At 39.1% G+C, this 21,641-nt stretch carries 20 protein-coding genes and 1 riboswitch; of the genes, 8 read left to right on the forward strand and 12 right to left on the reverse strand.

Going from position 1 to position 21,641, the window contains the following annotated elements:
* Positions 1-28 precede the first annotated feature (28 nt).
* Both AAC388_RS02855 and AAC388_RS02860 read right to left on the reverse strand, forming a co-directional pair.
* Entirely contained in the window at positions 29-511 is a 483-nt protein-coding gene (locus AAC388_RS02855) for a phosphate-starvation-inducible PsiE family protein (RefSeq protein ID WP_002116490.1), read from the reverse strand.
* Positions 512-672: 161 nt separating this feature from the next.
* The gene (locus AAC388_RS02860; RefSeq protein WP_342371165.1) at positions 673-1,383 is read right to left on the reverse strand and encodes a glutathione S-transferase family protein; all 711 of its coding nucleotides are present in this window, start codon (positions 1,381-1,383) and stop codon (positions 673-675) included.
* 123 nt (positions 1,384-1,506) lie between these two features.
* Here AAC388_RS02860 and AAC388_RS02865 point away from each other — a divergent pair, with 123 nt between their 5' ends.
* Entirely contained in the window at positions 1,507-2,385 is an 879-nt protein-coding gene (locus tag AAC388_RS02865; RefSeq protein WP_342371554.1) for a LysR substrate-binding domain-containing protein, read from the forward strand.
* Between the two features lie 71 nt (positions 2,386-2,456).
* Here AAC388_RS02865 and AAC388_RS02870 read toward each other — a convergent pair whose 3' ends face one another.
* The 3 genes from AAC388_RS02870 to AAC388_RS02880 form a co-directional block, all read right to left on the reverse strand.
* A complete protein-coding gene (locus AAC388_RS02870; protein WP_342371166.1) occupies positions 2,457-4,238 on the reverse strand; it encodes an acyl-CoA dehydrogenase C-terminal domain-containing protein in 1,782 nt (593 codons plus the stop codon).
* A gap of 167 nt (positions 4,239-4,405) precedes the next feature.
* A complete protein-coding gene (locus tag AAC388_RS02875) occupies positions 4,406-6,208 on the reverse strand; it encodes an acyl-CoA dehydrogenase C-terminal domain-containing protein (RefSeq protein ID WP_005804712.1) in 1,803 nt (600 codons plus the stop codon).
* A gap of 289 nt (positions 6,209-6,497) precedes the next feature.
* On the reverse strand, positions 6,498-6,875 hold the full coding sequence (locus AAC388_RS02880) for a hypothetical protein (RefSeq protein WP_336031784.1): 378 nt from the start codon (positions 6,873-6,875) through the stop codon (positions 6,498-6,500).
* Positions 6,876-7,007: 132 nt separating this feature from the next.
* Here AAC388_RS02880 and baeS point away from each other — a divergent pair, with 132 nt between their 5' ends.
* Together baeS and AAC388_RS02890 are read left to right on the forward strand one after the other, a co-directional pair.
* Complete coding sequence (gene baeS, locus AAC388_RS02885; protein WP_206217018.1) at positions 7,008-8,666, forward strand: sensor histidine kinase efflux regulator BaeS; 1,659 nt, start codon at positions 7,008-7,010, stop codon at positions 8,664-8,666.
* Positions 8,667-8,687: 21 nt separating this feature from the next.
* The gene (locus tag AAC388_RS02890) at positions 8,688-9,374 is read left to right on the forward strand and encodes a response regulator (RefSeq protein ID WP_002116101.1); all 687 of its coding nucleotides are present in this window, start codon (positions 8,688-8,690) and stop codon (positions 9,372-9,374) included.
* A 69-nt stretch (positions 9,375-9,443) separates the two neighbouring features.
* Here AAC388_RS02890 and AAC388_RS02895 read toward each other — a convergent pair whose 3' ends face one another.
* The 3 genes from AAC388_RS02895 to AAC388_RS02905 all read right to left on the reverse strand — a co-directional run bounded on the left by AAC388_RS02895 (position 9,444) and on the right by AAC388_RS02905 (position 12,813).
* The gene (locus AAC388_RS02895; protein WP_206217017.1) at positions 9,444-10,025 is read right to left on the reverse strand and encodes a L,D-transpeptidase family protein; all 582 of its coding nucleotides are present in this window, start codon (positions 10,023-10,025) and stop codon (positions 9,444-9,446) included.
* Positions 10,026-10,098: 73 nt separating this feature from the next.
* Positions 10,099-11,541, reverse strand: a complete 1,443-nt coding sequence (locus AAC388_RS02900; RefSeq protein WP_337078411.1) for a YdiU family protein — start codon at positions 11,539-11,541, stop codon at positions 10,099-10,101.
* A gap of 99 nt (positions 11,542-11,640) precedes the next feature.
* A complete protein-coding gene (locus AAC388_RS02905; protein WP_002116208.1) occupies positions 11,641-12,813 on the reverse strand; it encodes an acyl-CoA desaturase in 1,173 nt (390 codons plus the stop codon).
* Positions 12,814-13,021: 208 nt separating this feature from the next.
* On the opposite strand from AAC388_RS02905, the gene AAC388_RS02910 reads away from it, so the two are divergent.
* Entirely contained in the window at positions 13,022-13,555 is a 534-nt protein-coding gene (locus tag AAC388_RS02910) for an META domain-containing protein (RefSeq protein ID WP_206217015.1), read from the forward strand.
* Between the two features lie 28 nt (positions 13,556-13,583).
* Here AAC388_RS02910 and AAC388_RS02915 read toward each other — a convergent pair whose 3' ends face one another.
* The 3 genes from AAC388_RS02915 to AAC388_RS02925 form a co-directional block, all read right to left on the reverse strand.
* Positions 13,584-14,297: a glycerophosphodiester phosphodiesterase gene (locus AAC388_RS02915; RefSeq protein WP_337078412.1), complete on the reverse strand. Its 714-nt coding sequence runs from the start codon at positions 14,295-14,297 to the stop codon at positions 13,584-13,586.
* A 74-nt stretch (positions 14,298-14,371) separates the two neighbouring features.
* Complete coding sequence (locus tag AAC388_RS02920) at positions 14,372-14,950, reverse strand: cob(I)yrinic acid a,c-diamide adenosyltransferase (protein ID WP_017482190.1); 579 nt, start codon at positions 14,948-14,950, stop codon at positions 14,372-14,374.
* A 95-nt stretch (positions 14,951-15,045) separates the two neighbouring features.
* Positions 15,046-16,962, reverse strand: a complete 1,917-nt coding sequence (locus AAC388_RS02925) for a TonB-dependent receptor (protein ID WP_262463018.1) — start codon at positions 16,960-16,962, stop codon at positions 15,046-15,048.
* A 23-nt stretch (positions 16,963-16,985) separates the two neighbouring features.
* Positions 16,986-17,193, reverse strand: a riboswitch (cobalamin riboswitch).
* Between the two features lie 126 nt (positions 17,194-17,319).
* Here AAC388_RS02925 and AAC388_RS02930 point away from each other — a divergent pair.
* Genes AAC388_RS02930 through AAC388_RS02945 form a run of 4 tightly spaced genes read left to right on the forward strand, consistent with a single transcriptional unit; the run spans position 17,320 to position 20,747 of the window.
* On the forward strand, positions 17,320-17,988 hold the full coding sequence (locus AAC388_RS02930; protein WP_342371167.1) for a phosphoribosylanthranilate isomerase: 669 nt from the start codon (positions 17,320-17,322) through the stop codon (positions 17,986-17,988).
* Entirely contained in the window at positions 17,963-19,192 is a 1,230-nt protein-coding gene (gene trpB / locus AAC388_RS02935) for a tryptophan synthase subunit beta (protein ID WP_002116129.1), read from the forward strand. The genes AAC388_RS02930 and trpB overlap by 26 nt, the downstream gene beginning before the upstream one ends.
* A 9-nt stretch (positions 19,193-19,201) precedes the next feature.
* Positions 19,202-19,714: a DUF1543 domain-containing protein gene (locus tag AAC388_RS02940; RefSeq protein ID WP_001139544.1), complete on the forward strand. Its 513-nt coding sequence runs from the start codon at positions 19,202-19,204 to the stop codon at positions 19,712-19,714.
* A 37-nt stretch (positions 19,715-19,751) separates the two neighbouring features.
* Complete coding sequence (locus tag AAC388_RS02945) at positions 19,752-20,747, forward strand: DUF2804 domain-containing protein (protein ID WP_342371168.1); 996 nt, start codon at positions 19,752-19,754, stop codon at positions 20,745-20,747.
* 8 nt (positions 20,748-20,755) lie between these two features.
* Here the strand turns inward: AAC388_RS02945 and AAC388_RS02950 are convergent, their stop codons facing one another.
* The gene (locus tag AAC388_RS02950) at positions 20,756-21,631 is read right to left on the reverse strand and encodes a metal-dependent hydrolase (protein ID WP_005072715.1); all 876 of its coding nucleotides are present in this window, start codon (positions 21,629-21,631) and stop codon (positions 20,756-20,758) included.
* Positions 21,632-21,641: the final 10 nt, after the last annotated feature.

Raw genomic sequence — 21,641 nt, forward strand, 5'->3', positions numbered from 1 at the left:
AAAAAGGCCTCAATATTGAGGCCTTTTTCTATGCTAATTCGTCATCTTGCGGTTGAGGGGTTTTCAAATTATTAGAAGTTTTTGCATGTTTTTCTTTCATCACTGATGGGTAGTGCCATGAAGCAAATCGTACGACTAAAATAGATAAGGCTAAAATCAAAATTGAGCCCGTAATAATGACTTGATCGATATCCGCTTTATGATCATGTTGAATATCTGAAATGAGTAGACGGGTTAAGGCCGTAATCGCGACATAAATAAGAAAACGTACAGGCATATGATTGGTTTTAAAGTAAATTCCAACCATTGCTCCAAGTTCTAAGTAAATAAATAATAATAAAATATCATCAATTGAAGCATACTTTTTGACGGTCAGAATTTCAAAAACCGTATTGGCTGCCGACCATGCCACCATACACCCGATAATAAATAAGGCTAAATAATGGAAGGCTTCTACGGCGTAATGTCCGAAACGGTCGAGTATTCGTTCGTATTTTTTAGGATCAGGCATAATAAGATCTTTTGTTCACTTCGTAATGTTTAGAAATTAAACAAATTTTGTGCCAATGGAAATAGTAAATACAAAATAAAAAACGCCTGATTATTCAGGCGTTTTTATGAAGATTTAATTCAACTCAGGTAGTAAGGTGATATCCACTATAAATACAAAGACTATTTCAAATTTTTATATTGTTGAATGACATCTTCAAATACAATATGGCCTAAAAAGTTACCTGTACTCTTTACGGATTGTTCTTGTTCTATTGCATGCGCAAATTTAACCGCCGCCTCATTTTGTAATTGTTCATAAAGTCGTTTGCAGTTTGGAAATTGATCAATATCAATAACATTATGATATTTCAACCATCGTGCGATACCTGCGTAGTATCCGTCTACAAAAGACAATTGATCGCCCATTAGCCAAGTTTGATTTATCAGACTATTTTCTAAAGCGGTAAATGCTTTTTTAACTTGGACTGCTCCATATTCACGTAATGCTTGTTTATTACTTTCTGATGAAGAGTGTTCAAGACTATACCAGAGTGGGCTAAATGCATTGAATAAAGTCGTATTCAAAAAAGCTAGTTTCTGATTAAACATATTAAATTGTTCTGTTCCTTGTTCATAATGAAAAGCCGCATTCAGGCTTTTTGCCATGATATGGTTCAAGATAGCCATGCTTTCCGTTAAAACTTTACCATTATCGTAGAGCAGTGCAGGTGTTTCACCCATTGGATTAATTCTGCGATATTCCTCGGTGTTGCATTGAGCTGGCATCTCAATTCTACAGAGTTGATATGGTAAACCTGACCATTCCAATGCAACTATTGAACCAAATGAGCATCCAGAAGGTACGCCATAAAATAAAGTGAAAGTTGACATGATGATTACTCTTTTTTGATGTGTAAAATCATCATAAGTCGACAGAAAAGTTTCTAGTAGTCAGGTATTATGAAACTTATTGTCTACATATATGGACATTGAAGAATGCTACTTAGACAAAACTTGAATGATGTTTATCTCTTTGTTGTTGCTGTAGAGCATCAAGGATTTTCTGCCGCAGCTAAACAGCTCAATTTACCTAAATCAACTATTAGTAAGCGTGTTGCAATATTAGAAAATAAGCTGGGCTTAACGTTAATTCATCGTAGTTCACGTAGTTTTGTCTTAAGCGAAGCAGGTAAACTGTTTTATCAACATGCCAAAAATGCAGTAGATGAGTTTCGTTACGCAGAAGAAAATTTATTAATACAACAACAAGAGCCAAGTGGTGTAGTCAGGCTCAGTGCTTCTGTACCCATTGCTCAGTATCTTCTATCTGATTGTTTGCCTGAACTTGCAGAACGTTATCCTAAGCTGTTATTACAAGTAGAGGTAACTGATCGTTACGTTGATGTTATGAGTGAAAACTTTGATATTGTGATCCGTAGTCATTTTCAACCATTGCCGGATTCTGGATTAATTCAACGTGTGCTTAAAAATGATAAAATCATTGCTGTTGCAGCGCCTACCTACTTAATGAAATCGGCTCCTATACATACACCAGAAGATTTGCTTAAACACGAAGGCTTATGGCCTGAATTGCAAATGAATCCATGGCATTTTCAAAATATAAATGGTCAGAAAGAGATAGTACATCCAAACATCCGCTTTGTAGCAAATGAGTCGGAGATCTTAAAGGGGGCTGCAAAAAGGGGATTGGGTATTACGCTTTTACCTGAAACTTTTTGTATGAATGAACTATCTGAGGGTAGCTTAATTCATGTTTTGCCAGACTGGTCTGCTGGTAGCGTAACGACAAGTTTATTGATGCTGACAAGACGAGGGCTTTTACCCAGTGTCAATATTACTGCTGACTTCTTGGTTGAGAAATTAAAAACTTAAAAGTTATCTATCTTTTATGATTAGAAATAAAAAAACGCCTGATTATTCAGGCGTTTTTATAAAGAACTTAATTAAGCTTGATTTGTAAAATAATCTTCACTAAAGCCCATAATTAACTCAGAACCAGCTTTGATTTTAGCAATACGCGCATCAATATCCGGCAAGATACGTTCAACAAAGTACTGAGCCAAAGCAAGTTTGTTCTGATAGAAATCACCAGACTTATCTTTAGCAGCGGCAGCAATTTTTGCAAACATGTATGAGAAGCTGAGTAAACCAACCGCATGTAAATAATCAACCGCAGCTGAGTTAGGGAACTCTACATTCTCAGCAGCTTGCTCAATAATAAACTGAGTGATTGCTTCAATTTCAGTTGCAGCATCTAAAGTTGCATCTTTAATGAAGTTCAAATCAGTGTCTAAATCATTTGCAAAGTCACGAATTTCAGTGATGTATTCAGCAATGAAAGCGCCGCCACACTTAATGGTTTTACGACCAATTAAATCTTGAGACTGAACGCCGTTGGTTCCTTCGTAGATTTGAGCAATACGAAGGTCACGAATACATTGTTCCATACCCCATTCACGGATGTAACCGTGACCACCAAAAACCATTTGAGCATCTAAAGTTGCTTGGAATGCGGTATCTGTGAGGTAAGCTTTTGCAATTGGAGTTAAAAGCGCAACACGGTCATTGGCTTTTTTCACTGCCGCTGCATCAGTTGAGAATTTAGTGATATCGAGTTGTTGACCTACATATACAGCAAATGCACGAGATGCTTCATTATTTGCACGTACGTTTAACAACATACGACGTACATCACCATGCACTAAAATACTGTCAGCAGGTTTATTTGGCGATTGAACACCAGCTGCACTGCGGCCTTGTAAACGGTCAGTCGCGTATTGTGCAGCATTTTGATAAGCAAATTCAGAAGCGCCTAAACCTTGAATACCCATTGATAAACGTTCGTAGTTCATCATCACGAACATTGCAGCAAGGCCTTCGTTTTCTTTACCAACGAGGTAACCTTTAGCTCCATCAAAGTTCATTACACAAGTTGCAGATGCTTTGATACCCATTTTATGTTCAATAGAGCCTGGGCCAACATGGTTACGGTCACCTAAAGAACCATCTTCATTTACAAGATATTTCGGTACGATAAATAACGAGATACCACGTGAACCAGCAGGGGCATCTGGAGTTTTAGCAAGTACTAAGTGAATGATGTTTTCCGCTAAATCGTTGTCACCGCCAGTAATGAAAATTTTAGTACCTGTAATGTTATAAGTACCGTCTTCATTACGTTCTGCTTTAGTTTTGATAATCCCTAAGTCAGTACCTGCATGTGGCTCGGTTAAGCACATGGTACCTGACCATTCACCTGAATAAATCTTAGGTAAATAAGTTTCTTTTTGTTCTTGAGATGCGTAGCTGCTTAAAGCCATACCAGCACCTACTGAAAGAAGTGGGTAAAGCATGAAAGATGGGTTAGTCGCAAATAACATTTCATCAGAAAGAACGGTGAGCATTTTTGGCATGCCTTGACCGCCCCATTCCTCATCGGCACCTAAGCCAATCCAACCACCTTCTGCATATTGACGAAATGCATCTTTAAAACCAGCTGGTGTGAATACTTCGCCGTTTTCATAGCGAGCGCCTTCTTCGTCACCGGTACGGTTTAATGGATGAGTCACGTTCTGAGCAAATTTAGCCATTTCTTCTAAAATTGCTTCAGCTGTTGCAGCATCTACATGAGCGAGTTTCTCATTAGACTGCCAAAATTGTTCTGCTTTAAATACATCATTTAAGATGAATTTCATATCAGCTAAAGGAGCATTGTAAATTGGCATAATCGTTCACCTTTTTTGTGCACATTGGCCTGTGCTAGATATCCTGTAAAACGAAATGGATATGGAATTTAAAGTGTAAATTTATCATTGATTTTATAAAAAAAGGACCGTCAAAACTGAGCAGTCCTTTTTTGTTTTTTAACATTGCATATCACAACTAACTATGGTTAGAAAGCGAAATGTTCAGCGTCTAATGACATTAATGGATCTAGACCACCAGCGATCACATCTACGTGAGAACGTACACGTGGCAAGATTTTCTTGAAGTAGAAACGAGCAGTAGTTACTTTCGCATTGTAGAAGTCAACATCGGTTGTACCTTCTGCCAATTTCTCTTGTGCTACAAGCGCCATACGAGCCCATAGGTAAGCTAAAGTGATATAACCTGCGAAGTATAGGTAATCTACAGCAGCAGCACCGACTTCATCTGGGTTTTGCATCGCACGCATACCGATTTGCATAGTAAGATCGCCCCATTCTTTGTTAAGTGCCGCAAGCGGTTCAACAAATTCTTTCATAGCAGCGTTGTCTTTGTTTGCTTCTACGAATTTATGGATGATCTTAGTGAAGTCACGTAGCATTGCACCTTGAGTTTGCAATACTTTACGACCTAACAAATCAAGTGCTTGAATTTCAGTTGTACCTTCATACAAGCAAGCAATACGTGTATCACGTACGATTTGCTCCATGCCATGCTCAGAAATAAAGCCATGACCACCGAAGACTTGTACACCGTGCTTAGCAGATTCAGAACCTGTTTCAGTTAAGAATGCTTTTGCAATTGGAGTCAATAAAGACAAGATGTTGTCAGCAAACTTACGCTCTTCTTCAGTTTCGCCTTTTTCAACGATATCTGCGTATTGAGCAAGTAAGTAAACAAGAGCACGACCACCTTCAGCAAACGCTTTTTGAGTTAAAAGCATGTTACGAACAGCAGGGTGAACGATAATAGGGTCTGCTTCTTTTTCTGGAGCTTTAGGGCCAGAAAGTGAACGCATTGCTAAACGTTCTTTCGCGTAAGTCAACGCACCTTGGAAAGATGATTCAGACGCTGCTAAACCTTGAACAGCAGTACCAATACGTGCTGTGTTCATGAAGGTGAACATACAGTTCAAACCACGGTTTTCAGGTCCAATCAAGTAACCTTTAGCTTGGTCAAAGTTAATGACACAAGTTGCGTTACCATGAATACCCATTTTGTGTTCGATAGAACCACAACGTACCGCATTACGTTCGCCAATAGATCCATCTGCATTTACATTGAATTTAGGAACGATGAATAATGAGATACCTTTAGTACCTTTTGGTGCACCAGGTAGGCGAGCAAGAACGATATGGATAATGTTCTCAGCCATGTCATGTTCACCAGCAGAGATAAAGATTTTCTCGCCAGAGATTGCATAGCTACCATCAGCATTTGGTTCTGCTTTAGTACGGATAATACCCAAGTCTGAACCTGCATGAGACTCAGTTAAGCACATCGTACCTGTCCAAACACCTGAAACAAGGTTTGGCAAATAAGTATTTTTTTGTTCATCAGAACCGTGATGTTCTAACGTACGTACAGCTCCGTGAGACAAGCCTGGGTACATGCCCCATGCCCAGTTAGAGCTACCTACCATTTCAGAAATTGCGATACCTAAAGAGTTAGGTAAGGCCTGACCACCGTATTGTTCTTCTGCTGATAAAGACGGAAAGCCAAGTTCAATATATTTTTGATAAGCTTCTTTAAAACCTGTTGGAGTAGTGACTACGCCATCATTCCAAGTACAACCTTCGCGGTCGCCAACTTGGTTTAAAGGAGAAAGCTCATTTTCACAGAAGTCCGCCGCAGCTTCTAAATATTGATCAACCAATTCACGGCTTACGTTACCTTGGAAATCAGGTAATTTTGCATAGTGTTCTTCAGCATTTAATAATTCATGCAAAACGAATTGCATATCACGTAAGGGCGCTTTGTATTGTGGCATATCGGGTTCCTCAATACTGGTGAAACCAGAGTTATAATCTTAATCTATGATAATGTGCCATGAGGCACCTTGGACTATTACATCGTGCAACAACTTGCATAACTGTACAAGCACCTCAGGACCTTTACTTTGTGACTGCAAAGTCAAGAAAAAAATGCTGAAACTATGTAAGTGCTTTGAGTGTAAATACTTTTGGTTATGTTTATATGATACAAATAGTCAAAATCGTAAACACTTATGTATAAACAAAAGGCGCCTATAGGCGCCTTTTGTTTTATGATTTTTAGAATTATTTTGCTTGAACTGGTGCAGGAACAGGGGCATTAACAGGTGGTTGAGGGCGTTTTGGTTCAAAACGAAGGTTACAAGTACCTTCAACTGTCTTATCCCCAACTTGAACACTTACGGGTTGTCCATTGGCCTTACCATCACATGCTTTTTGAATTTGTTCAAAGCGAGCTTGACGTTCTGCACGGTGCTGTTCCCATGCAGCTTTTTGTTCTGGAGTGAACTCACGATGCTTCATACGGTGGTGACCCTCACGTGGGCCATCTTGCATCATTCCATGCTCTGGTTTAGGTGGTTGAGTTGTCGATTGACACGCAGCCAAACTTCCCATTGTTACAATTGCCGCACTGAATAATGCAATTTTTGCCGTCATTTTCATATTTAAAGCCCTTTAATGTTGTGTTTTCTGATGTCTTAAAGATTAGATAATAAAGATGTAGAAACAATGGAGAGTTTTTCTTTTCGTTGTTGGTTACAATGCAAAATATAGCGTAAAAATGAGAGAGTGCTTTTGAACGTTCTACGTGTTCCCATTGCATTACGGTTATTTTTGACAGTCCTGCTCACCACATTGCTTATTGCCACTGCAAGTTTGAGCGTTTTGCACTGGACAATGCAAAAGAACTTTGCCAAATATGTGGCTGACGTTGAAATGCAGAAACTAGACCGTCTCATTACCAATCTTGGCGATGTCTATACCGTGTACCATGATTGGGGGAATGCGATTCAGGCACAGATTTTACAAATCGAAGGAACCGCGGCTCCCGATGACTACGATCGTCTCTCGCAGTGGTGGCTCCGTCGCCAATATGACATTGCCATACAGCAGCATTCTTTTGATGAACACGCGCTTATTAATATTTCTCCTCAGGTTGCACCGACAAATAAAAATACTATTTTTAGTGATGAGGAATTAAGAGCACTCGAGCAAAATTTACCTTCACAGTATCAACCTTTTGAAGGATTACGTTTCCCTTTAAGTGCAAACCAGTTTCGTCCAAGTGATGATAAAAATAAATCAAAGAAGGGAAGCTTAAAAGATATTGAAACTCAAAATGGCAAGAAACGTTTTATTGCTTTACCAGACCGTTTAGGATTGAGTTCCCGGTTATCTCTATATGATGCACAGCACCAGTTTGTGGTAGGTGAACCGCCTTCTTCAGATCAAATGTCATTTCGCCCGATTATTTTAAATAATAAAGTCGTGGGATATTTAGGTTTAAAGCCTGTTTTAGATAAAGAAGACGCTTTGAGTATTAATTTCTTTAGTAATCAAAAGCGTTATTTACTCTTAATTTATGCTTTAACCTTGCTATCAAGTTTAGTTGCAGCACTGTTAATGGCGACTTATTTTAAAAAGCCAATTCAGCGTTTATTAAATGCAACCAATGAATTAACCAAAGGAAATTATCAACACCAAGTGGTCATTAAGCGAAATGATGAGCTAGGTGATTTATCAACCCAGTTGAACCATTTGGCAGAGATTTTACATCAGCATGAAGAGTCACGACGTCAATGGGTGGCTGATACTTCTCATGAATTAAAAACGCCGCTGGCTGTATTACAAGCACAAATTGAAGCGATGCAAGACGGGATTCGAAAAGCCACACCTGAACATTTAGATGCAATGATGCGTCAGGTTTCAAGCTTGAAAAAATTGACCCAAGACCTTGCAGACTTGGCGCAGGCAGATGCTCAGCAGCTTAAGTGTTATTTGAGCTCTGTAAATCCATGGGAGGTGGTACTACAAGAAGTTGAAAACTTTAAACCCAAACTTGAGCAGGCTGGTCTCGAAATTCAAGTTGAAGGAACAAGTTCTCCGCTATTATTAGACCGTGACCGGTTTAAACAGATTGTTGTTAATTTAATTAGTAATAGTATTCGTTACACGGAAACAGGTGGCAAAATTCATATTCATACAAGTCAGACTCCTCAAGAGTGGACTTTGTATGTGGATGACAGTCCGTTTGGTTTAAGTGATGAGCAGTTATCCCGTTTAGGTGAACGTTTCTATCGCGTAGATGATTCGCGTACGCGTAGTACAGGTGGAACAGGGCTGGGCTTAGCTTTGTCTTGTAAGATTGCGCAGGCGCTTGATGGTACACTCAGTTTTGAACATTCACCATTAGGTGGTTTACGTTGTGTACTTACTTTTAAAAAGCAGAGTTAAATATAAAAGGAAAAATATCTCATGAAACATGTGATGTTGGTTGAAGATGAAGTCGAATTGGCGCATTTGGTGCGTGATTATCTTGAAGCTGCCGGTTTTGAAGTAAGTATGTTTCATGATGGTCAAGATGCCTATGCGAGTTTCCAGCAACGTAAACCAAATTTGATGATTCTGGACCTAATGGTTCCACGAATGGATGGTTTAACGATTTGCCGTAAAGTTCGTGAACAATCAGATTTACCAATTATTATGGTTACCGCCCGTACCGAAGAAATTGACCGAGTATTAGGTCTTAACATGGGCGCTGATGATTACGTATGTAAACCATTTAGTCCAAAAGAGTTGGTTGCTCGTGTACAAGCTGTGCTACGCCGTTTAGAGCGTAAAGCAGAGCCTGAGCAAAATGATTCTTTCCGAATTGATAAAGCACAACAAAGAATTTGGTATCAACAAAAATCGTTGAGCTTAACGCCAACCGAATTTCGCTTACTTGAGCTATTTTTAGAGCATGTGGGGCAAGTTTATTCACGTGCACAATTATTGGATCATATTAATCCAGATAGCTTTGATGTTGCCGATCGTGTGATTGACAGCCATATCAAAAACTTGCGCCGAAAAATTAGTGAAGCAGCAGAAACTGGTAACCGTCATGAGTGGATTCAAGCAGTTTATGGTGTAGGTTATCGCTTCGAATATCCTGAAGAGTAAGTCTTCATAAAAGTTATTCTGTGGATAACCACAATGTTATCCACAGAAAATGTGGATAGTTTTAAAGAGTTATGGATAAATTATAATCTTGGTGTGATTGGGTACTAATTGCCAAATTTCATCTATATCTACATTTCTAACCGCGATACATCCTAACGTCCAATCCTTATGGGGCATATAAGTCGAGCTAAAAGGCATCGAGAGTAATGATTTCGGAACAGATCCATGAATCATGATATCTCCTCCCGTTGGTTGATTATGTTGCTTGGCATAAGCAATATCTTTCGCATCGGGATACGAAATATGCAAAGATTTATAGTAAGCACTTTGTGAGTTTCGCCAATCTATAGAATAAATTCCTTCAGGTGTTTTACCATCATTTTCAAAGTGTTTATGTCCTTTAGGATTAAAGCCGAGACGAATCGGATATTGCCGAATCACGTCCTGATTACTCTTGAGCAGAAGTAGACGTTGGTTTTTAAACACTTCAATTGAGGTAACTGGCTTGGTCTTTATGAGTTCTAATATTTCTTCTTTTGAGAGCGCTTGATGGCTTGATGTAAAAGTCGGTAAATATTTTTCATAATTATAAAAAGCGATTCCCAGTGGAATGATAAGAAGTGTGCAAATAATGAAGGATCTAATTTTCATATATTATTTTTTATACTCAATGAACTCTCTTAAGTGTCTCAAATTAACTTAAGAGAGTTTTAGTTTTTTAATATTAAGATGAACAGCTCACTGCTACATCTGGAACATCACTTGGTAATGGCCCTAAATCTTGTGGTTGCTCAAGCTCTGGTTGTCTTGTGTATGGATGATTAAGTAGCTTAAATAAACGATCTACTTCGCTAAAATCATCTCTTTCCGCTGCTTCAATAGCACGCTGAGCCATGTGATTCCGTAAAATATAAATCGGATTTGCTTGCTGCATGTTTGCATCAAGTTCATCAGTATCTTGATGTTCACGAATGCTTTCATATTGGCTAAGAAACTCATCAAACTGTCGAATATCAAGACAATCATCTCGTAAAGCTTTGTATTCTTTATTTTGAAGACGAATAAAACTTTGAGTGTAATCGAGTTGTTCAGTTTGTAAGATTCTTAAAAACGCAAAACTACAATCAAGGCTGTCTTTGTGGAAATGGGGAAGTCCCATTTTTTGACATAAACCTTGTCCATAGTGTTCTAAAAAGATTGGTTCAAATTGTTCTAAGCAACGTGCTAACTCTTCTTTGAACTTATCTTTTTGTTCAGGTTCAGCAAGTGGAATCAAGTTGTTTAACCACGTCCATAAATTCCAATGGCCTATGCTTGGTTGATTTTGGTAAGTATAACGACCTTGATAATCGGAATGGTTGTTGATCCAGTTCGGGCGAAAACGCTCCATAAAGCCATATGGACCAAAATCGAGTGTTGAACCTGTAATATTTAAGTTATCGGTATTCATAACGCCATGAGCAAACCCAACCAATTGCCATTTCGCAATCATAATTGCAGTACATTCAACTACCTTTTTTGCAAAGGATAAAATTGGATTTTCAGTTTCTAAGCATTCTGGATAATGCCATTCAATACATTTTTGAGTGAATTCTGACAGCAATTCAGGCGCATATTGATTAATCCATTCGAAGTGTCCTAAACGAATATGACATTCAGATGTTCTAAGTAGCATTGCGCCTAACTCTAGTTTTTCACGCTGTACACCTTGAGTCGAGGTTGTAAAACCGACTGCATGACTAGATGCGACGCCTAAAGCATTTAGAGCATGTCCTGCTAAATATTCACGGACCACAGAACGTAATACTGCTCGCCCATCTCCCATTCTTGAATAAGGCGTAGGACCTGCACCTTTGAGATGAAGGTCGATGGTTTGGCCCTTTGTATTTAGTATTTGCGCAATGAGTAAGCCACGTCCATCGCCGAGTTGTCCTGCCCATTGTCCGAATTGGTGGCCAGCATAGACCATCGCAAGAGACGGAAATTCAGGGAATGTACGCTGTCCACTACAGATCTCAACCCATGCATTTTTATCGTCTTCTGACCATTGCAGTTCATCAGCCAAAGCACTGTTAAAATGTCCTGCTTTTGCACCACGTAAAGGTGATGGTTGCTGAACATGAAATAATTTAGACGGAAGTGAAGGGTAGAGCGGATTAAACTGCATAGGCTTAGCAAAATAGAAAGAGCGGATTTCACTATAACATAGTTAAAAAGCAGGCATAAAAATAGCTCCCGAAAGAGCTATTTTAGATCAGAATTTATTTTAGTCTGACACCACATTGGTATTCTTTTTAACACTACGCATAAGTGTTTCTAAGCATTCGCGGTGATGACTTAAACGGTGTTCAAGCAATTGGAAATCAACTTTAAGCTTATGATCCATTCTATGAATCTTTTCAGCCATTGCTGCTTTTTTAGCTTGTAACTCTTGTTCTTTAAGTTTTGCCCAATCATTTAATGTATGTGTAAATGCTTCGTACTCTTGTGCAATACGTTGCTTCATTTGAGTAATGTCTGCATTTACATCATGACCATAAATAGCGAGGTCTTGTTCAGCGTATTTAAATTTCATCGCCAGTTCTGCTTTTTTAATATTAAAGCTTGGAATACGACGTAAATTTTTAGCTAAACCAATTTTAGAACATGACCAGATCAACCATTTTGTTGGGTCATATTGCCACCATTTCACACCATTACGATAGTCGTATTGGAAGATATGGTGATAGTTGTGGTAACCCTCGCCCCAAGTGGCAATAGCTAACCAGAAATTATCACGTGCTGAGTTTTCGTCTGTATAAGGACGTTTACCAAACATATGGCAAAGCGAGTTAATAAAGAATGTAACTTGATGGCTGATGATTAAACGTAAGAGGCCACCTAGGAGGACTACACCCCATAGATCACCTGTTGCCCAACCAATTAAACCTAAAATACCAACATGAACTGCAACTACAAGTAGCGCGTAATATTTATGCTGGAACATGACCAATTTATCATTGAGTAGGTCTGGTGCATTTTTAAAGTCTGGCTCAGATGGTGAATGATCGCGGATCATCCAACCCATATGGGCATACCAAAAACCACGTTCAATTGAATACGGATCTTCATCAACATCATCGACATGTCGATGGTGAGTACGGTGACCAGATGCCCAGAACAAAATACTATTTTGTACGGCAAATGTTCCACCGATCATTAAAAGAATTTTAAGCGGTAACGACGCTTCATAAGCTCGGTGAGCCCAAAGGCGATGGTAACCAGCAGTAATCCCCATACTACTTAGAGCTAAAAGAAAAAATAAGCTTACCCATGCGCTTACACTAAAATCATAATAATACGCATAAATCGGGATTATGATTGCGGCAAGAATTGGTAAACCAATTAAGGTAATGCTAGCGGTCCAGTTAATTGGGGCTTTGAGTGGGGCGGAAGTCATATCCGGCAGCGCTCCTAGAATCCTTGTGAAACAAGGTACAAAGACAAAACGACATAGCAAAACCAATCATCAAGATATATTGCTATTCTATCCTTCATATTAGCACGTGCTTAGTGAGAATCACTAGCATTATTGTACAGATGTATTGAAAGAACCGTAACAGAATTAAACTATGTCAAAGAGTTTTTCAAGCAGGAGAAGTTGTTTAATGAACGTACAACGATTGAAAAAAAAGAACAGCATTGATATTTCAAGAAAATTATCATTGAAGTGTGTCTTGGTCACAATCAGTCTTGTATTAGCCGCATGTCAAAGTGCACCCGAACAAACTACGAAAAAAGTTCAAACAAAAAAAACAGTTCATCAGACTCAAGCACCTGTTGTAAAAAAGAGAGTGAGTCCAGATGGTATTCAAGATATTGATTGGCAGATTACTCAGATCAGTGGTCATAAGGCAAAATTCTTTAACCAATGGCCTACTCTTTCACTGAACTCAGCAGTCAAAACAGTATCGGGACATACTGGCTGTAATGCTGTTTTTGGCCGTTATACATTTAACTTCAGTCAGCAAAAACTTGATATGCAAGTAAATGCAGGCCATTCAAGCTGTGATGGTGCTTTGGCTCAAGAAGCAGAGCTGGTAGATGCTTTGCAACGTATTCAACGCTTTCAACTCGTAGGTAATACCTTATATCTACTTGACCAGAGTGGTCAGCGCCTTATTCAGGCACAAAAGAAATAAAAGGTGGTTTTTACCACCTTTTTTATATTTACAGGGCTTGTAACATCGTAGTTGGAATATCTGTAATTAAGCCCTGAATTTCTAAATCACGCAGCCTTTTTGCTCTTTCTACATCATTGACTGTCCACACACTAATGTTCAAACCAGCTTGATGAGACACTTGAATCATTTCATCTGTTGCCAGCTGATCATGCCAACCAATATGACAGCACCCATATTGATGCGCGAGTTCAATTGCCGTTGCCCCAACAGGAAGTTCAACTAACAATCCGCGTTTAAATTGAGAGTTGATATCGCGTAAGGCGGTTAGAATTTGAAGATCAAAACTTGTGATGGTTACAACTTTTTCAAAGCCCTGTAATTCCGTCTCAAGCTTTTGAACGAGCTTTTCGGCCAACGCCATATCTCTTACAGCTTTAACTTCAACTTCAATATGATCGAAATTATCAAGTAAGTTTAAAACACCTGTAAGGGTCGGTGTTGGTTCAGAAGTTGGCCAATTGGGCCAGCCTTGCCGATGATCAAATGACGACGCTTGAGCCAAAGTCGATTGCTCTACAATTTGGTCGACTCCAGCTGTACGCAAAAAATTGTCATCATGAATAACAACTAACTCTTGGTCTTGAAGCTGGCGAATATCGAATTCGACACCATGAATACCTAAATTTTTTATGTGCTGAAACCCACCAAGTGTATTTTCAGGAGCTTCTCGGCGTGCACCACGATGACCAATAATGCGCATGATTTTCTTCTATGAAATATTTTGACTATGGTCTTTTTAAAAAGAGCAGAGACCATGTTTAATCTAATCTATTTTTAAATAATCTCATTAATATTTTTTTGCCAAAGCACTTCTTGTCCACCTTCAGCACGCTGTAAAGCACGCGATGCGACAAATAACCAGTCAGATAGACGGTTTAAAAGTTGGAGTGCTGTAGCTTGAATATTTTGATCACGAGTTTGCACCGACATGAGTGATCGCTCTGCACGGCGGCAAACGGCACGGGCTTGATGAGCATAACTACAAGATAAAGAACCAGACGGTAGAATAAACTCCTTAAGCATCGGTAAGTCTTCATTCATACGGTCAATTTCTTTTTCAAGAAATTCAATACAAACGGGCTGGAGTAGATTGTAATTTGGAATACAAACCTCTCCACCTAAATCAAAAAGCCAATGTTGAATCAGACTTAAGCTTTTATCCCAATCAGCCTTATCAGTTACTTGGCTATCTGTGATTTGAGCACGAAGTACCCCAATAATGGCGTTGAGTTCATCAACATCACCAAGTGCCGTAATTCGTAAATCATCCTTGGCAACACGAGAACCATCGCCTAAACCTGTTGTACCTGAGTCGCCTGTGCGTGTATAGATTTTGCTTAAACGGTGTCCCATGATGGATATCCTGAACATAAAAAAGGGATAATGTCGGTCAGAACATTACCCCGAAACTGGAGTTAAGAAAATATTTTTATAGTTGGCGTGAGAAATTAATAACGGAAAGTTACGCCAACAGAAGCTTGACGGCCACCGTTCACATACCAGTTACTAAAGTTGTAAACTGTTTTATATTCAGCATCACCTACATTTTCGATATTAGTAAATACTTTAACGTTTGGATTGATATTCCAGTAAGCATTTAAATCGACAGTAGCATAGCCTGGTACTTTTTGTGGATTAGAGCTATTCTGCGCATTAGAGCTAGAGCGGGCAATAACAGAAGCGCTAACACCGTAAACAGCATTTTCTAAGCCTGTAGTTAAGGTAAGTGTTTGTTTAGGTCGATAAGCAATTTCTAAACCAGTTTCTTTATTCTCAGTTTTTACATAGGCATATTCAGTCGATAAAAATAGATCATCTTGTTTCCATTTAAATCCAACTTCTCCACCAGAAAATTGTGCTTTGTTTAGATTTTCATAAGTACTTGTCGTTGTATTAGTTGCAACATCAAAGCTTGAAGTTGAGGCAATTAAATTTTTGACGTCTGTTTTGTATGCCGATAAATATGCTGTTAATGCAGGAGTAAACTGATGATCTAAGCCAATTTCATATGAAGTACTTTCTTCTGGTTTTAGATTAGTATTCCCATAAGTATGATAAATTCCAAAAGAACCATAATCCGCTTCGCTGTGATAATACAATTCAGTAAGTGACGGAGCTCTAAATGCTGTTCCGATATTTGCATATATACTGGTTGACGGTAATACAAAGTAACGAATAGCCCCTTGTCCTACATTATGTGTTCCAAATTTTTCATTATCTTCGAGGCGGACGCCTAATTGCGTGCTGATTTTATCAGTTTTATATTGATGTTGTAGATAATAGCCAGTAGAGTCAATATCTTGCTTTCCATTTAAAATGGAGGCATCTTGATACTCTGTATTATCAATACTTGTGCCAACCAAGATGTTTTGTGCCTGTGTAAATTGCCACTTAACATTTAAATCACCTTCATTGCGTTTAGTGTCGGCATGATAAGGTGATGATTCACGATACTTTTGTGTATCTTTAAAATTAGAATATCTTGTATTGATAGTGATATTAGTTGTCGGTTTGTATTCGACTCTGGTACTGACTAACTGATTGTCAAACTCACGTTTAGCTGTATTACTTATGCCACCATTGTCTGAATAATTATTAGCGCCTTTATTTTGAGAAATTTCAACACTTGTATTTAAATTATTTTTATTGTCATATCCTAATTTTGCGCTATAACCTTTTTGATCATAAGCAGCTTTTAAATTGTCTGGTTGTGTGTTGAAAATATGTGTTCCATCACTTTCCATACTTTGCCCATGAATCTGAGCAAAGAATCCTGCATCACTGACTAAATCTGTTCCAATAATGGCCTTATAAGTATTATCTTCACCATAAATACCTGTAACGAATGCAGAGTTTCTTTCAGGTGTAGATGTAATCATTTGAATCACACCACCAATCGCATCAGTACCATATTGAACTGATGCAGGACCTTTTAATATCTCAATGCGGTCAAGATTAGTTGTATCTAAAAGTTCAGGATAGATTGGGGAAAGGGTATTTGGAGTATTTAGACGTGCTCCATCTTTTAATAACAGTACATGATTTGGATTTGTACCACGAATCAAAAGATTAGTGCCTTGTCCAAGACCACCATTTTGTTTGATATAAATAGATGCATCTTTTTGTAAGATATTAGATAAATTTGAAATAGGATTTTTTTCAATTTCTTCTTTTGAAATCACTGAAATACGCGCCGGAACCTCACTGGCTTTTTCAGCACTTTTTGAAGCAGTCACTACAATTGGATCAAGCTGAGTTACATTCGTTGTATCTTCAGCAAAAATAACAGGTGAAAACCCCATCGCAATTGCGATAGCCCCTACCAGACGAGTAGGTTGAAAAGACTTAGACATAACATGCTCCATACATTCACCCCACGTGAATGATCGGGTAGATAGATGAAACAAGTAGGTCTCCGGACTTCAGCGCCATATTTAATTTATGGACATATTCACCTTCCCACATTACTGCAGTGGCGTAAGTCGAGAACGACTTAAAAAATATGCTTTACATTGTTACCGTTGCGGGGGCAGTGCCGGACTTTCACCAGCTTCCCTAAAGCATGAATTGCTTACACTTGCTTCCAATTTTACGCAGTATAAAGTGGCGATTTACTTCATACAATGTCATTTGGAGCAATTCCCAGAGAACTTTTACGCAAGGGACAAAAATTGCATTACAATGGCGCTTATTTTAAGAAATGGTTGTAGTTTAGGCAGATCATGAGCCCATCAAACCAAAAACGTACACGAGCAAAAATCTGTGGAATTACTCGCATTCAAGATGTTCAGGCAGTTGTTGCTGCTGGAGCTGATGCGATTGGTTTTGTTTTTTTCCCGCCAAGTCCAAGACATGTAACGGTTGAACAGGCCGAAGAATTAGCAAAAGTAATTCCACCTTATGTACAAATGGTAGGTTTGTTTGTAAATGCGAGTGCTACTGAAATTCAGGATGTACTTGATTGTGTTCCCCTAGATGTATTACAACTACATGGCGATGAAACTCCAGAACAATGTCAGGAAATTGCTCGCCATTGTAAACGTCGCTGGTATAAAGCGATTCAGGTTAAACCTGATCTGGATGTAGTTGCTGAAATTCAAAAATATCAGGCAGCTGGTGCCAGTGCTGTATTGCTCGATGCGTGGCATCCTGAGCTTAAAGGGGGCACAGGACATCAGTTTGACTGGTCTAAATTCCCAAAACTTGATATTCCATTAATCTTGGCAGGCGGTTTAACCCCTGACAATGTCATTGACGCTATTCATACTACCGGTGCTTTTGCAGTAGATGTGAGCGGAGGCGTAGAGTCCGCAAAAGGTATAAAAGACCAACAACTCATTGAACGATTTATGCAAGGAGTCCAACGTGGATCAGCAAAACAATGTGATTGACTATACACAGTACCCAGATGCTGCAGGGCATTTCGGTATCCATGGCGGACGTTTTGTGTCAGAAACTCTAATGGCGGCATTAGAAGATTTAGAAAATCTCTATTCCCGTATGAAAAATGATGAACAGTTTTTGGCAGAATTCGACCGTGACCTCGCCTACTATGTAGGTCGTCCTAGTCCACTTTATTATGCTGAACGATGGTCAAAAGAGTTAGGTGGTGCGCAAATTTACCTTAAACGTGAAGACTTGAACCATACTGGCTCACACAAGGTAAACAACACGATTGGACAGGCGTTATTGGCAAAGCTTTCTGGTAAAAAACGTATTATTGCCGAAACTGGTGCAGGGCAGCATGGTGTAGCAACAGCAACAATTGCAGCACGTTTAGGTCTTGAATGTGTTGTTTATATGGGTGCTGAAGACGTTAAACGTCAAGCAATGAACGTTTATCGTATGCGTTTGTTGGGTGCTACAGTTGTTCCTGTACAAAGCGGCTCTAAAACGCTGAAAGATGCCATGAACGAAGCGATGCGTGACTGGGTAACCAACGTTGATACTACGTACTATGTAATTGGTACAGTTGCAGGTCCGCATCCATATCCTCAATTGGTTCGTGACTTCCAGTCAATTATTGGTCGTGAAGCACGTAAACAGATTTTGGAACAAGCAGGTCGCTTACCAGATGCATTAGTTGCCTGTGTAGGTGGTGGTTCAAATGCAATGGGCTTGTTCTATCCCTTCTTAAACGATGCCAACGTGAAAATGTATGGTGTTGAAGCAGCTGGTTTTGGTATTGAAACTGGTAAACACTCTGCGCCGTTAAATGCAGGTCATGTGGGTGTATTACATGGTAACCGTACTTACTTGATGAGTGATGAACAAGGTCAGATTATTGAGACACATAGTATCTCAGCTGGTCTTGACTATCCGGGTGTCGGTCCTGAGCATAGCTTCTTGAAAGATATGAAGCGCGTAGAATACGTGCCGATTAATGATACAGAAGCTTTGCAAGGTTTTCGTGATTTAACCAAAATCGAAGGGATTATTCCTGCGCTTGAAAGCTCGCATGCGATGGCGTATGTCTCTAAGCTTGCACCGACGATGTCTAAAGATCAGATTATTATTGCGACTGTTTCAGGCCGTGGCGATAAAGACTTAATGACAGTTGCACGCATTGATGGCGTAGAAATGGTCGAGATGTAAGAGGATACAATGCCAAGCTTGTTTATGGTGATGTTGGGCGGGCGTCATGCACGTGCTAATACAGAAGTTCATGATGTGGTCATGGCTGTAGGAGATACTTTGGAAGAAGTTTATCCTCAACTTAAACAAGCTTGGTTTGGTGAGGCTCAAGGATTACATATTGATGCTTGGGCTAAGCTCTCAGGAGTTAGTTCTCAAGGACAGAACTATCAAATTCATTTTACAGATGCTGCTCCACAACCAGATGATTTAAAGTTATATTTAATTAATCTAGGTGGATATAATGCAAGTGAATTCGGTGAACTTCATCGTTATGAGTTTGTGGTGGCACCCAACACGGTAGTTGCCAAACAATTAGGTAAACAATTTATAGATCGGCAGTGGCAAAAAGCACATACAGACCGGGTCATTGATATTGATGACTGTTTAGCGATAGATTGCGTGGCAGGCCGTTATATTCATTTAATAAAAGGCGATTTTGCTGCAACAATTTGGGAAAATACATATTTGACTGTGGGATAGGTCATTTGAAATCTAATATTCATATGGAAGTGGGTAAATGGATTTAATTCAAGAAAATGGACAGCCTCGTTATGGGCGTTTTGAATCTGTACCGTCCACCATTCATGTCCAACGTTATATTTATAAAACTCCTTATGGCAAAGTCCTAAAAGGCTGGCGCAAACAATTAAAATATAAGAAGTTTAAATTCTGTGGCATTCAACATAAACATTATAGTATTGGTCTGGCCATTGCAGATATTGGCTGGGTCGGACACGGTTTTTTCTATATCTATGACCATGAAACAGGGCAAGTCATTGAGTGGAATGCTATTCAGCCGTTAGGTCACAAGACGTATCTTGATGAACAGCCTTTGTTTAATCAAAGTTATTTTTCTAAATCTCCTTATCAGTTTGATATCCAGCATGCCAATGGTGTGCGATACATTCGAGTCACTAAATATGGTGAGATTCAACTTAGCGCTCGTATTTTTTGTGCTGGAACCGATATATTAAGTTTGTGTACACCAACTGGCATCAATGGTTGGACTTATACCCAAAAGCAGACCACATTGGCTGTAGAGGGAATGTTTATTAATAAGCAAAACCAAGTCGTACAATTTGATGAAAAGACATTTGCCTCTTTAGATGATACTTGCGGTTTTTTGCGACCTGAAACGGCTTGGTTCTGGCTTTCATGTAATTTCTGGGATGATCAAGGGCGGCGTATCGGTTTAAATTTAGCTTCAGGGGTTAATGAAAGCTTTGGTAATGAAAACTGCTTATGGATTAACGGAGTTTTATTTCCACTGACTGATGTTTTATTTGAAAAAGTAAATGATGAACTTTGGCAAATTAGCTCTTTAGATCAAAAACTTAATCTACAAGTGCATATTGGTTGGTGCCGATACGAAAATATTAATTTAAGAATGATCGGCAGCCAGTTCAATCAGTGGCAAGCTAAAATGAGCGGCACGATTGAGCATGAGGCAACCGATATCATCAATTGCAATGAGCAATACGGTTTACTAGAACAACATTATGCAAAATGGTAACAAGCAGGTTATAAACCTGCTTGCCAGAATGCCTCACCAGCTGCAATAGGATCATTGGTCTTTTCGAGTGTTTCAATCCAAACAGGATATTGACGAATGACTGGATGCTGACTTGGATGAAAGTCTTTTTTAAACCAATCTAAATATTGGTTTTTCATAGCGGTTAATGTGCCATTTTTGCCAAAGAACCAAGGTAAACCTTTAAGATTCATCAAGAGTCTTTCTCTTGGACTAAAGCCATCACATTTCAACATGATATTCGTGCGGTAAAGTGTAAAGCCAAACATCAGTACTGTCGTAAGAACCAAGACAAAACGACGAGTCGACTCAGGAACTTCACCTACTTGTTTCATGACATCAAAAGCAACATCGCGGTGCTCCATTTCTTCAATGGCATGCCACGCGAATAGCGCTCGAACATAGGGGTGAGCATTTTCCAAAGTTTTTTTATGGCTATAAAAAGTTTCTGCCATTAATGCAGTTAAATGTTCAGCTGCTGCCGTCATTGCAATATTGTATTGCGGTGAGCGTTTGGTGAGTTCAAAACGAAAAATTCTTTTAAGTGTAGCTGTGAACTGGTCAACAGGCATGCCTTGCTCTTTCATGAGCTGATTCATTTTGTCATGTGCAATACCGTGTTGAGCTTCTTGTTTAATAAAGTCTGCAACCCGTTTTTGTAGTTCAGGATCATCAATTTTATCTCGGAACATACGGACACATTCAATAAAATAACGCTCTCCATCTGGAAAGGTTAAGCTGAGCGCATCAAACATACGAGTCAAAAAAGGATCATTATTAAACCAAAAGCGAGGCGCTTCGTTTAAATGAAAATCCAGATCTTTACGAACCACTGGCTCGACCTGATAAGAAACATGTGCGTTCATATTTTTATTT

Origin of the sequence: Acinetobacter sp. D009 (assembly GCF_038562025.1) — a bacterium.
Classification (GTDB): domain Bacteria; phylum Pseudomonadota; class Gammaproteobacteria; order Pseudomonadales; family Moraxellaceae; genus Acinetobacter; species Acinetobacter pittii.

Coding starts and splice junctions, on each gene's coding strand:
- AAC388_RS02870 (WP_342371166.1), bottom strand. CDS start 4,238: ATGCCAATTTACAATGCTCCTTTAGCTGATATGAAATTCATCTTAAAT.
- AAC388_RS02920 (WP_017482190.1), bottom strand. CDS start 14,950: ATGGGACACCGTTTAAGCAAAATCTATACACGCACAGGCGACTCAGGT.
- AAC388_RS02910 (WP_206217015.1), top strand. CDS start 13,022: ATGAACGTACAACGATTGAAAAAAAAGAACAGCATTGATATTTCAAGA.
- AAC388_RS02900 (WP_337078411.1), bottom strand. CDS start 11,541: ATGCAGTTTAATCCGCTCTACCCTTCACTTCCGTCTAAATTATTTCAT.
- AAC388_RS02860 (WP_342371165.1), bottom strand. CDS start 1,383: ATGTCAACTTTCACTTTATTTTATGGCGTACCTTCTGGATGCTCATTT.
- AAC388_RS02945 (WP_342371168.1), top strand. CDS start 19,752: ATGGATTTAATTCAAGAAAATGGACAGCCTCGTTATGGGCGTTTTGAA.
- AAC388_RS02905 (WP_002116208.1), bottom strand. CDS start 12,813: ATGACTTCCGCCCCACTCAAAGCCCCAATTAACTGGACCGCTAGCATT.
- AAC388_RS02880 (WP_336031784.1), bottom strand. CDS start 6,875: ATGAAAATGACGGCAAAAATTGCATTATTCAGTGCGGCAATTGTAACA.
- AAC388_RS02890 (WP_002116101.1), top strand. CDS start 8,688: ATGAAACATGTGATGTTGGTTGAAGATGAAGTCGAATTGGCGCATTTG.
- AAC388_RS02915 (WP_337078412.1), bottom strand. CDS start 14,297: ATGCGCATTATTGGTCATCGTGGTGCACGCCGAGAAGCTCCTGAAAAT.
- AAC388_RS02940 (WP_001139544.1), top strand. CDS start 19,202: ATGCCAAGCTTGTTTATGGTGATGTTGGGCGGGCGTCATGCACGTGCT.
- AAC388_RS02925 (WP_262463018.1), bottom strand. CDS start 16,962: ATGGAGCATGTTATGTCTAAGTCTTTTCAACCTACTCGTCTGGTAGGG.
- AAC388_RS02950 (WP_005072715.1), bottom strand. CDS start 21,631: ATGAACGCACATGTTTCTTATCAGGTCGAGCCAGTGGTTCGTAAAGAT.
- AAC388_RS02930 (WP_342371167.1), top strand. CDS start 17,320: ATGAGCCCATCAAACCAAAAACGTACACGAGCAAAAATCTGTGGAATT.
- AAC388_RS02855 (WP_002116490.1), bottom strand. CDS start 511: ATGCCTGATCCTAAAAAATACGAACGAATACTCGACCGTTTCGGACAT.
- AAC388_RS02875 (WP_005804712.1), bottom strand. CDS start 6,208: ATGCCACAATACAAAGCGCCCTTACGTGATATGCAATTCGTTTTGCAT.
- AAC388_RS02895 (WP_206217017.1), bottom strand. CDS start 10,025: ATGAAAATTAGATCCTTCATTATTTGCACACTTCTTATCATTCCACTG.